6 protein-coding genes and 1 pseudogene are annotated in these 12,147 nt (G+C 62.3%); 1 reads left to right on the forward strand and 6 read right to left on the reverse strand.

Annotated elements, in window-relative coordinates:
* Window positions 1-85: 85 nt before the first annotated feature.
* The 4 genes from AZC_RS19740 to AZC_RS19755 all read right to left on the reverse strand — a co-directional run bounded on the left by AZC_RS19740 (window position 86) and on the right by AZC_RS19755 (window position 5,918).
* On the reverse strand, window positions 86-1,012 hold the full coding sequence (locus tag AZC_RS19740) for a DUF2493 domain-containing protein (protein WP_012172362.1): 927 nt from the start codon (window positions 1,010-1,012) through the stop codon (window positions 86-88).
* A gap of 313 nt (window positions 1,013-1,325) precedes the next feature.
* On the reverse strand, window positions 1,326-2,417 hold the full coding sequence (locus tag AZC_RS19745) for a DUF7146 domain-containing protein (RefSeq protein WP_012172363.1): 1,092 nt from the start codon (window positions 2,415-2,417) through the stop codon (window positions 1,326-1,328).
* A gap of 61 nt (window positions 2,418-2,478) precedes the next feature.
* The gene (locus AZC_RS19750; RefSeq protein WP_012172364.1) at window positions 2,479-4,542 is read right to left on the reverse strand and encodes a ParB/RepB/Spo0J family partition protein; all 2,064 of its coding nucleotides are present in this window, start codon (window positions 4,540-4,542) and stop codon (window positions 2,479-2,481) included.
* A gap of 182 nt (window positions 4,543-4,724) precedes the next feature.
* Window positions 4,725-5,918, reverse strand: a complete 1,194-nt coding sequence (locus AZC_RS19755; protein WP_012172365.1) for a hypothetical protein — start codon at window positions 5,916-5,918, stop codon at window positions 4,725-4,727.
* A 275-nt stretch (window positions 5,919-6,193) separates the two neighbouring features.
* Here AZC_RS19755 and AZC_RS19760 point away from each other — a divergent pair, with 275 nt between their 5' ends.
* Window positions 6,194-7,126 carry an IS481 family transposase gene (locus tag AZC_RS19760; RefSeq protein ID WP_012172324.1) on the forward strand — a complete coding sequence of 311 codons (933 nt, stop codon included), beginning with the start codon at window positions 6,194-6,196 and terminating at the stop codon, window positions 7,124-7,126.
* Between the two features lie 215 nt (window positions 7,127-7,341).
* Here the strand turns inward: AZC_RS19760 and AZC_RS26435 are convergent.
* Window positions 7,342-7,801: pseudogene (locus AZC_RS26435) on the reverse strand (integrase core domain-containing protein); the annotation flags it as partial.
* An 18-nt stretch (window positions 7,802-7,819) separates the two neighbouring features.
* Window positions 7,820-9,919 (reverse strand): methyl-accepting chemotaxis protein, encoded by a 2,100-nt coding sequence (locus tag AZC_RS25795; protein WP_012172367.1) that lies wholly within the window; start codon window positions 9,917-9,919, stop codon window positions 7,820-7,822.
* Window positions 9,920-12,147: the final 2,228 nt, after the last annotated feature.

The following is a 12,147-nucleotide window of genomic DNA, read 5'->3' on the forward strand; positions in this document are numbered from 1 at the left end:
GATGGCGCCTCCCAGTACATCTGATAGCATTGATAGCAAAATAGAGAATTTGCCATCACATTCAAGATGGCGGGTGTGGCGGCGCTTATGCGCCGCCGGAACTGAGGCGATAGACCGGAATGCCCATCTTGCGGGCCTTGTCCGCGAGATTGTCCTGAATGCCGGTGCCGGGGAAGATCACGACCCCGATCGGCACGACGTTCAGCATCTGGTCGTTGCGCTTGAAGGGCGCGGCCTTGGCGTGCTTCGTCCAGTCGGGCCTGAAGGCCACCTGCGGCACCTTGCGGCTGTCGGCCCAGAGGGACGCGATCTTTTCGGCACCCTTTGGGGAGCCGCCATGCAGGAGCACCATGTCCGGGTGCTTGGCGTGGATCTGATCGAGCTTGGCCCAGATCTGCCTGTGATCGGCGGTGTCGCCGCCCGAGAAGGCGATCTTTGGCCCGGCGGGCACGAGCACCTCAGTATCTGCGCGCCTCCTGGCGGCGAGAAAATCCCGGCTGTCGATCAGCGATGCGGTGAGATGGCGATGGTTGACCCGTGATCCGGCCCGTGGCGTCCAGGGAGAGCCGGCGGCGATATGGTAGCGGTCGGCGGCGGCCTCGCGGAAGGTTTCCATGCCGTCGCGCCGGCCAATCAGGTTCATGCCGATGTCGATCAGGCGCTCGAGCTCGAGTGACTTCACCTCCGAGCCGTCCTGTTCGCGCTGAAGCTGCTTCTGGGCCTGCTCATTGTCGTCAAGCTTCTGCTCGATCCGGTCCACGGCGCGGTGGAACATATTGACGGTCGACCAGAGGAGATCTGGAAGCTCGGCATCGAGGCCGGTGTCGGTGATCGTGGCGACCAGGGCGTCGAAGATATCGGCGATGGCGCCTTCGATGAGGCGCTCCTCCGGTGGCGGGCGCTGGTCGCGCTCGTCTTCGGAAGGACGATGGCCGTGGAGCTGCAATTCCTGGATCAGGTGGTCGGTCGGGGATGAGACGTGGTGCGGCTCGTGGTCGTCATGCGCGCTCATGGGATGCTCCGTCGGTTTGGACCGCTTGCCGTGGCGGCCTTCATGGCGACGAAGCCGTCAGGCGGGACGGACCTGCACCCGGAGCGCGGGCATGGTCCCCGAAAGTGGGAACCGGTTTCGGGACAAGACCATGCCGGAAAGGCGCAGAGGGCCGAAGCGGCAGCGGAGGATGGCGAGAAGCAGGCGATTTTGCTTCGCGGTGGAAAGCGGCCCGAAGGCCGCGCCGGAAAATCGTCGGCGGCAGCCATTGCTGATCCGGCCCGGCTGACGGCCGATCGCCCTCTCGAAGGCGCAAGGCGCAGTCCTCTTGCCGTTACTGACGCATCCTTGAAGGCATGGCGGCCACGCATCGCGGTTCAGCCCGTTTCGGCCATGGGGTCAGGCTCATAAAACGTACGACGTCCTCCGGGGCGAGTTGCACCCGAACACCCGTCCGCAGGGCATCGATACCGAGCCGCTGCAGATCGTCGTTGAAGTCCCCGAGCGCTGGCGACAATGGGATGGCCTCGATACCCTCGGAGTTCGCCCGCTCGAGCAGCGTGTCCCGCGCGGCGTCGCCTGCCGGATCCTTGTCGCGGACGATGTAGAGCCGCCGCAGCCTCAGTGGGAATAGGATGGCGGCCAGATGCGCGGCCGAGAGCGCGGGCGCCATCGCCATGCTCGGCAGAACCTGCCGGAGCGACAGCATCGTCTCGATGCCTTCGCCAACTGCCATCACGCTGTCGGGCACGCCGATGCGAACGGTAGACCCAAGCAGATTACCCATCGCCTTGCGCGGCGTGTCGACCGGAGCCTTGTCCGAACCGTCGGGTGATAGCCAGGTGCGGTGTACCCCGGTGATCCTGCCTGTGAGATCGGTGACGGCGGCGATCATGGCGGGCCAGGTCTTGGTCGGGCCGTCGTCAGGCTTATAGTAGCAGCGTGGATGAAAGCGCAGGTTTCCGGTTCCGTGCAAAAGCGTAATGCCGCGTTGGCGCAGATACGTTTCTGCAATGGTCCCGGCGATGGGCTGCGACATGGCGAATAGCCGGCGTGCCGCTTCGACCGACCCTGATGGAGCCGGTTTGACAAAGCGACGTGGTGCTGAGGGCTCCGGTTCGGGATGCGGCAGGTTGAGAAAGGTCCGCGCTTCCTTGGCAACATCTGCGAAGTCGAGGAGCCCCAGCGATCCGCGGATGACGTCGAGAAGGTCGCCATGTTCTCCGGTGGCGGCATCGGTCCATTTGCCCGCCGGCCCTTTCGCGGATGCCTGCAGGCGGACAAAGAGCGAGCGGCCGAGCGTGTTTCTGATATCGCCGACCAGCCAGTAACGACCCTCCCGGCGTCCATTGGACAGATAGTGACGGCAGGCCGCTTCCGCTCGATCGGCAAGCCGGAGCGACAGATCGTGAGCAATCCCGGACATGGCGAGCTTTTCAAAACAAAGGCCCGCCGACAGAGCCGGCGGGCCGAGATCGTGTTGAGCGTTACTCCGCCGCCACGGCAGGGGGGATGTCCGTGGCGTCCTCAGTATCCCCTGGGCTTTCGTCTTCGCCCATGGCCGTTGTGCCGTCCTGCACCGCCGTTTCTTCGCCTGCCGCCGGTTCGGCTCCGCGCAGCGGTTCCGGCAGCCAGCCGGTGTCGGCCAGCAGCGTTTCGGCCTCGCGGGCCATGTCGCCCTTCTTCAGATGCGCGATGCGTTCCGCCGCACGTGCGCCCTTCGCCTCGCTCACCGCCTGCAGGATGCGGGCCTTGATGACCCGGCCGAGGAAATTGTCCACGGTCGGCCTCCACCCGGCGGCAGCCATGTCGAGGTCGACGGCGCGCGCGAGTTGATCCGCATGGTGGAGGGCACGGGGCCGCCGGTTCCAGGCCTCATGAACAGCATTCACCGACAGGCTCAACACATGGGCGAATAGGCGGGAGCGGCTTTCGCTCTCCCAGTCCTGCAGCGCCTCCCAAAGGTCGGCCGAGTCCTTCGGCAGGACCTTCGCCCATCCCCCATGCCGGGCGTGGATTGCCGCAGCCGAGGCGCTGTCGTTCAGCCCCGGCGCCTGCGCGCTGAACGCCACGCTCTTCAGGTCGAGTTCGAGGCAGCTATCCGAGTCGTAGTGGTAGAAGCTCTTCAGCGTCAGGGCATGCAGGGCCGCGAGGAAGGCGACATCGGGCCGTTCGCCTAGCGCCTGGCGCAGGCCGAGCGTGCGATGCGAGGTCAGCTCGGTCATCAGCCGGTCCGAGAGCGCAGACAGCCCTTCGTCCTCCTCGGACTCGGGCGTCGGCGCGTCTGCCATGACGGCCTTGCCGGTACGCATAGCCGCCGCCACGATGTGGTGCGGGCCGGCGTCTTCCACCGCGACTTCGGGCTCCACCGGCAGTTCGTCCTCGGGCCGGACATAACCGCGCTCAATGCGCACCGCGCCGTCATGGGCGATGCTGACGAAGGCGCCGGCGCGCGCCATCTCCACCGGATCGAAAGTGATCGGACGCGCCTCGAAAGCGTCGATTGCCGTCTCGATCTCGCCGAGCCGTGCGTCGACCTCCTCCGGCAACTCGTCCGCCTCAGCGTATTCAGTGGACAGGCGATGATATTCCGCCTGCAGGGCGTCGTGGCTGACTTCTTCCTCGGCGGTGAGCGTGATGGTCTCGCCGCGCAGCTGCCGCAGGCCGTAGGTGTGGCCATAGGCGAAGTCGGGGGCCATCTCGACCCACTTCCACCCCTCCATGGCGACAGCGTCGGCCTCGGCCTTGAGCTTCTCGGCCACCAGCCGGTCGACCAGCGCGACATCCTGCAGCCAGCCGCCATCATCGCCCTGGAACAGGTCGCGCAGGATGATCCCGCCGGCCTCGACATAGGCCTGGAGGCCGATGAACTGGGCCCGCTTGTCGCAGGCGCGGACAGCCCCTTCGGTCAGCATGCGACGGATGGCATAGGGATGCTTGTCATAGGAGGTCTTCAGCCGCTCGAAGACCTGTTCCTGGCGCGCAGGGTCGCCGGAGACGGTGAAGGCCATGAGTTGGTCGAGCGTCAGGCCGTCCTCGGCATAGACCTCCAGCAGCACCGGCGAGACCGAGGCGAGCTTGAGGCGCTGCTTCACCACGTTGACCGAGACGAAGAAGGCGGCGGCGATCTCTTCTTCGGACTGGCCCTTCTCACGCAGGGCGAGGAAGGCGCGGAACTGGTCGAGCGGGTGCAGCGGCGCGCGCTGGACGTTCTCAGCGAGCGAATCCTCTTCGGCGATGCCGCCCTCTCGGATGACGCAGGGCACCGGCGCGGTCCTTGCGAGGCGCTTCTGCTTCACCAGCAGTTCCAGCGCCCGATAGCGCCGCCCGCCGGCCGGGATCTCGAACATGCCGGTCTCGACGCCGGCGCCATCGACGACGGGGCGAACGCTGAGGCCCTGCAGCAGGCCGCGGCGGGCGATGTCCTCGGCCAGTTCCTCGATCGAGACGCCGGCCTTGACGCGCCGGACGTTCGACTGGCTGAGCAAGAGCTTGTTCAAGGGGATGTCACGCGAGGGCGAGAGCGTGATCTTCTGAACAGTGGTCGCCATGGAAGGCACCTCCGTGACGGGCGGCCAAGAGCCTCTCTCTCGGCCTCCAACCCGTCACGAAGCGCAGCGCCGCCCTCTCACTCTGGAGGGCGACGCCGCAGAACTGCAGATCCGCACAAACGGAAAGACACAAAGCCGGAGACACGAATTTCCGGATGTCCGCATCTCCGGCTTTCCGGAAGTCAGGCGGCCCGATCGAGCAGCTTCTTGGCCCGACCCTCGAGGTCGAGCCGCGCATCCTGGTGCGGCTTGTCGCGTGCGAACGCGGTGATGCCCTGCACGAAGTCGAAGATGCTCTCGGGCTTGCGCCCTTCCTCGGCCAGCACCGTGTCGATGATCCTGGCCGTCTCTACCCTGGAGAAGCCCCGGTTGCGCAGGAAGTCGCTGCGGTCCTCGTCGGTGCGCGCGACGATCTTCTCCCGTGCGGCCTTGATGCCGTTGACGAAGGGCATCGGCGAGGAATTGGCGAAGCGGGTGAGTGCCGGCGCTGCCTCGTGCGCGAAGCGGGAGGCGGCGTATTTGGAGTGGCGGATGGTGATCTCCTGGAAGTCCTCGACGCCCCAGAGATTGCGGTTCTGGCACACGGCACGCAGATAGAAACTCGCGATGCCGAGCGTCTTGGCCCCCACCTCCGAGTTCCAGCAGTAGAAGCCCCGAAAATAGAGGTCCGGCGAGCCGTCGGGCAGCCGCCCGGCCTCGATCGGGTTGAGGTCGTCCACCAGGAAGAGGAAGACGTCGCGGTCGGAGGCGTAGAGCGTCGTCGTATCCTTGGTGATGTTGACACACGGATTATAGACGCCCGTCGACCAGTCGAGCACGCCCGGCACCTTCCAGCGCGTGTCGCCGGTGCCGTTGCCCGCAATGCGCTGCACGGCCTCGACCAGCTCATGATCATAGATCCGGCCATAGTCCGGGCCCGTCACCGCGCGCAGCTCGACGCGGCCATTGTCGGTTTCGAACGTCTTGATCTGCTCGGCGCGGTGCGCGGTCAGGCCATATTGCAGATTGATGCCGGCCAGCGCGGCGGGAAGCTGGCGCAGATAGGCGGCCGGCGCCCCGATCTGGGCCGCGAGCTGGCCGAACGACCAATGGTTCGGTTCGACGGGTGCATCCGCCCCGGGCAGCACCAGCGCCAGCCGCTCGGCATTGGAACGGCTCGCCTCCACATGGATGCGCGACGTCTCGACGAGGCGCGACCGGCTGTGATCAGCCCGGCCCAGCACCATCGCGGCCAGCTCGCCGAGCGACAGGAAGCGCTCGTCATCCGGCCGGGAGAACCACTCCGACGACACGCGGCCGACCCGCTCGCCGCGCGTGACATCCACCTTGTAGCCGCCGCTGGCATCACGACCGGCACCCAGAACCTTCATGTTCATGGGGATCACCCTCCATGACCGGCGCCGGAAGACTCTCTCCCGACCCTCAACCCGTCACGGAGATCCCATTCGCCCTCTCACTTTTAGCGGCGCGGTCAGGTACCAATAGATGCGCCATGTCGAGCGGAGCCTTCTCTTCCGGCGCTTGCTGAACGGTCGGTGGATGACGTCATTGATAGGCAGAACGGCCTAGCTGTGGCTTCCGGAGAGGTTGTTCATCGCCCGTGAGAGCCTGAAGGTGGTTGTTGCGACACGACCGACCGCAGGACACGAGGATGAACAACCCGCACCAGAATGCGCGAACGACGCCGCTTGGTCGAGCCGAGATGGTTCGGCGGATCGTCGAGGAAGGCCGGCCAGTCGCCGAAGTGGCGGCCGGCTTCGGGATCAGCGAAAGGACGGCCCGCAAGTGGCTCGCCCGCTGGCGGGCCGAGGGGACGTCGGGCCTTCAGAACCGCTCGTCCCGCCCGCACGCCGCTGACGATGAGGCTGGCCGGTTCTGGCGGGCAATGGCAGCTCGCCTGCGTCGGGAGTATCGGTTGAGCGGCGAGGAGATCGCCGTCCGGCTGGGCTTTGCCCGCTCCACGGTGGCCGGATGGCTGACGCGGATGCGGCTCGGAAGCCTTGCCGCGCTGATGCCCCAGGAGCCGGTCCGACGCTATCAGCGCGAGCGGCCGGGCGAGCTGATCCATCTCGACATCAAGAAGCTCGCCCGCTTCGCGGGTGTCGGCCACCGCATCACCGGCAACCGGCGCGGGGCGAGTGAAGGCATGGGCTACGACTTCCTGCATGTGGCCATCGATGACGCCACCCGTCTTGCCTATGTGGAAGTGCTACCGGATGAGCGGCGGGGATCGACGACAGGCTTCCTCATTCGCGCCCTGCGCTGGTTCCGGGCGCGCGGCATCCGGGTCGAGCGGGTGATGACCGACAATGGGGCCGGCTACATCGCCAGGCTGTTCCGCAAGGTGCTGCGGATACTGGGCATCCGGCACATCCGCACCCGACCCTACACGCCGAAGACCAATGGCAAGGCCGAGCGTTTCATTCAGACCCTGCTGCGCGAATGGGCCTATGCCATCCCGTTCCCGTCTTCTGAACGCCGCGCCGCCGACCTGCCCCGATGGCTCGCCTGGTACAATCACCAAAGGCCACATGGTAGCCTCGACCGCAGAACGCCAGCTCAGGCTCTCGCCGGAACAACCTGATCAGAAGTCACACCTAGCTGACCGCCTGAGCTCGGATGGGTCGCAGATCCTGACGAATTGATGCCTGGGAGCGCCCGGCATTCTGGGACTGTAGGGCAGCTGACGCAGAGACCACTTTCCAGCGCTTTGAACCGCCCCTAGATTCCTGGAAGCCTTCTTCCGTAAATTTTCAGGCAAGGAGGCCCCGATGGGCAAAGCGAACTTCACGGAGGACTTTACGGGACCCGGTCCTTCAGATCACGGAGCGGGGCTATCCGGTTGCGGAGGTGGCGCACCTGCGGCACGATGACGGCCGGTGCAGACTTGTCGCCGAGCGCGGTGGGTGGCCGCTCGGTGTTGTGGTGCTGGCGCCAGTCCTCGATGACGATCCTCGCCTAGGCCAAGCTGTTGAATATCTCGCCGTTGAGCAGTTCATCCCGGAGCTTGGAGTTGAAGCTCTCGCAATAGCCCTTCTCCCACGACTAGCAGGGCTCGATCAAGGCCGTCCTGGCCCTGACTGCCGTGATCCAGTTCTGCACCGCCTTGGCGATGAACTCCGGCCATTGTCGGAACGGATATGGCTCGGCACGCCCGCAGTACGAACAGGTCCGTCAGCACGTCGATGACCGCGGTCGAGTTCGGCTTGCGCTCAATGCGGATGGCCAAGCACTCCCGCGCGAACTCGTCGAGCACGTGGCCGTCTGTAGGTTAAGCTCAGGATGAACGTATAGTGTTCAAGAAGCGGCGCATCTCCACTTCCAACTGCTTGGCCTGATCGCTGAGGGCCGAGGAGGCGCTGAGCACCTCGTGGGCCGCGGCTCCCGTTTCCTGTGCCGTGCGGGCGACATCGGCGATATGGCCGGTCACGGAATTGGTGCCGGTGGCCGCCTGATCCACATTGCGGACGATCTCGCGCGTGGCGATGCCCTGTTCCTCCACGGCGGCCGAAATGCCGGTGGCCACGTCGCTCATGCTGCGGATCTGCTGGCCCACGCTCTCGATGACCTTCACCGCCTCCTGCGTGGTGGACTGGATGGCATTCACCTGCGCGGCGATCTCTTCCGTCGCCTTGCCGGTCTGGTTGGCCAGTTCCTTCACTTCGGAGGCGACCACGGCGAAGCCCTTGCCGGCGTCTCCGGCGCGGGCGGCCTCGATGGTCGCGTTCAGCGCCAGAAGGTTGGTCTGGGAGGCGATGGTGTTGATGAGCTCCACCACCGCGCCGATGCGGGCCGCGGCCTGGGCGAGCTCGCGCATCACCGCGCCGGTCCGGTCCGCCTCGGCCACGGCGCTCGAGGACATCTGCGAGGACTGCATCACCTGGCGGGAAATCTCCTCCACCGAGGCACCCAGCTCCTCCGCCGAAGAAGCGACCATGATCACGTTGGTGGAGGCCTCCTCCGCCGCCGCGGCCACGGCTGTGGAGCGGGTGGAGGTCTGCTCCGCCGCCCGGCTCATGGACTGGGCGGTCTGGAACAGGACGCCGGACGAACTGGCCACCTGACCGATGATGCCGCCGACGGCCGTCTCGAAGCGCGCGGCGAGGTCCAGCATGGCGGCGCGGCGCTGGGCCTCCGTGGCGCGACGGTTTTCCTCCGCCTCGCGCTCCATCTGCCGGTTGCGCAGCAGGCTCTCCTTGAAGATGAGGAGCGTCTTGGCCATGGCGCCGATCTCGTCGTGGCGGGCCGTGCCCGGTACCTCGACCTCCAGATGCCCGCCGGCGACGTCCTCCATCACGGCGGTGAGGCGCGAGATGGGCCGCACCACGCGGCCGACGACCACCGCGAGGCCCGCGCCCGCGAGGGCAAGGGAAACGAGCAGCACGACGGCATAGATGAGGGCCGTGGTGCGGGCTGTGTCCTCATTGGCGTCGGCGATATCGGCGAGGCTGTTCACGGCGACGCCCGCCACATCGGCGAAGTTGGCGAGACCGATCTCGATGGGCTGGCGCCAGTCCGGAAGGGAGACGCCGCTCTTCTCGCCACGGGTGATGCGGTTGACGATGCCGTCGCGCAGCGTCTTGAACGTGCCCGCGAAATAGAAGTCCTGCGCGGTCTGGGCGGCCTTGCGCAGAGCGGGCGGTGCATTGTCGGCCATAGCGATCTCGACCACCGCGCCCCAGGCCACATCCGCCTTGGCGTCATTGGCGAAGAGCGACTTCGTCTCCTCGGCGGTGAGGGGGCGGTCCTGCGCGACGGCGGCATTGATGAGCAGCGTGGAGATGCCGGTATAGGTGCGCGTGGCCCAACCCATGGCGCGGGCGAGGATGAGCTGCGACAGCGTGGGATCGAGCGAGCGGATGTCGGCCTCCACTTCCGTGGACAGGCGCTCCAGCGTGTCCAGCAGCTTGCCGCCGTCGGCGGCGAACCGCTGGCCCACCGAGCCATCGCGGCGCTCCGGCGCCAGCGCGAGCTGGTCGTCCACCTGGCGGCGCAGGTCCTTCACGGTCTCGAACTGGCTTTCTATGTCCCGCATAAGCACTACCGATTTGGCATCCGCCAAGGGATAGGTCTTAAAGGCAACGAGCGCGGCCTCGAGCGCGTGCTTCACCTTCTCGCGGCGGCTCGCGATGTTGGCAACATTGCGCTGGTTCTTGTCGCTGGCGAGCGCGAGGGCGATGCCGACCTCGCCGCGCTCGAAGCGGAAATTAGCGAGTGCCACATAGATATCTCTGTCGATATGGGCGACGGCGGTCGCCTGTCTGGCTGAGGCATACGCGCCGTAAGCGCTTCGCAGCGCCACGGCGCAGAGCATCGTAACTATGAGGGTGGTGAAGCAGAAAAGGCTGAGCAGCGTTGCATTAATCGACAAACGCATAATAAACACTCCTACACGAATTCCCGGTAATTCTGATGACTTTTGTGGGGGCTGGCATTTAGTTCTGAGAAATCAGAAGTTTTTTGCTCGGTCCAATAATCATATTTGGAAGATTTATAATAATTTAATAATATAGCAAGAGGCTCGGAAATTTGCGCATTTTATTTGCTAATACGCCGTGGGGAATCGGCGATCTGGCCAAACGCTACCCGCACAGGAGAGGGTGCCGTTCAATTGTGCGCTACCATCGTTCATCAAATAATGATGTCGATTAGCATGATTATTGAGCGCATGACAAAATAGGACAAGAGCATATCGCATCTTTTATATAAGCAGCGTGATGCTAATGCGAGAATAATTGTGATTGTTAATAAAGCGGCCGCAGATCAATCATGGCCTCAAATCCCATCGGCGCACCTGTTCCATCACCCTGCTTTAGGATGCTGCCAGCGGACAGAGTTTCCGAATCCTTTCCATTAGGCGTATAAATATTCAGCAGCACAGGAGAACCCGTACAATGTGAGAAAATTCGAATGTGGAGTCGCGTGATCGAGGTGGCAGAGTTCGCTTTAACGCAGACGGAAGAGGATCTGCCAGAAGAGATACCTGCGCCAAATACTATCATCTGCCCGTTGACTCTGCACAATTCTAAATCTACGGATAGCTCCCTGCCGTCGACTATTGGGCAGCGTCCACCGGGTTGTGCGCATTGAAGTTCTTGTCGGCGCACATCAATTGGTTCGTAATGCACCATTGGCCTCACTTCGCTGTCCCAGGAGCATTGATAGAGGTGACATTAGACTATTTCGCACACTATAACCAATATGGACGCTATTTATTTATCGAACTATTGCGGATACAACACGGCAGCCACGCAATTGAGATGCAAGCAGAATATAAGTATACAAGGTTGCGGTATAATATTAATTATTCACGTACTGGCGACAACCTCTAGTGAAAAATCAAGTTCGGGCCGGCATAGTGGCGAAGGTTTACGATCGCTGAAGCAAGCGTGGATATTCTCAATATACTCAGTTGGGCAGGTCCAGCGAAGTGGTATGTATAACTCGGAATTATGACCTCGGCAACTCATGCTGGCGTACATATCGGCGCGGTCCGCCTTTATAGGTGCGCCCGCTACATGAAGGACGTCGATGTAGGATGTTGATCTAGTGAGGCAGATGTTTCCGCCGACCAACATCACTCCTGTCGATGTGACATAACCTTCGTGGAACAAGCTGGATCGGAGACGACACCTGAATTGATTTACGATCCATCTAGCACTATTATTGGTAACCCTCACTATTTTCGTCCGCTTCTGCGAGTAGCGACTGTGCATCGTCATCTCCCATTCTACCAGAAAATATGTCGAAATCAGTATTTATAGAAACCAGACTCTCTATTTCTATAATTATCTGTGAAGTCCTCGACTTCTTAACGATGGACGATCTATTTCGTCCCATTCTCTTTATGTTCGAGATTTTGGATATCAGGCTTTGAACTAGAATAAGGTGTTTTTTTTCAGCACATCCAGCATCCACTAGCTTTCGGAAGGATGGGATGGTTCCGTCGAATTCAACATTGTTGCGAGTACATATGCTCAAAACAAAGAAATCTATTATAATAGTCGCTATCGATAGTGACGATTGCACTCGACCGCCATTTAGTGCGGCTCGTGCGGCTCTTATATTATTGTAAATCGCTCGACGTACATACAAATCCGCGCAAACAGTGGCGACGTTATTCTTGAAATCGTCCCGAGCCGACTCAATCACCGACTTAAGAAGTATAAGCTCATAATAATCAGCCGGAATGATGCTTATAGGTGACCTGACCCGAAATCGATCCAAATGTATCGTGTAACTATCCCCTAAATCCCTTAGTAGGTGCTCGGCGCAAAGACGCCATCTTGTAAAATCGACGTCATTTATGACGTAGCCAGATCGATATGTTCCGCTGACGTAAATTTTATCGCGATCGATGCGTTCGGATTCTTCAAGAAGCGCATCGAATCGGCTCAGTATTATCTCTCTGCTGTCCATCTCGTCCCTCAAATATACCCGGCCGCCCGGCCTGTATCTCCCACCCATTTAAGGTCTCAAGACCAGAAGTCTCGGGCGGACAGTTTGATGGGCGCTATCGTTGGAAAGTGTATTCCATGATTTGTGTTCGAGTCAAACATAACGCGAAGATATTATTGCGGTATTTTGGTAGGATATTCCAATAAT

It is taken from the genome of Azorhizobium caulinodans ORS 571, from assembly GCF_000010525.1.
Taxonomy (GTDB): Bacteria; Pseudomonadota; Alphaproteobacteria; order Rhizobiales; family Xanthobacteraceae; genus Azorhizobium; species Azorhizobium caulinodans.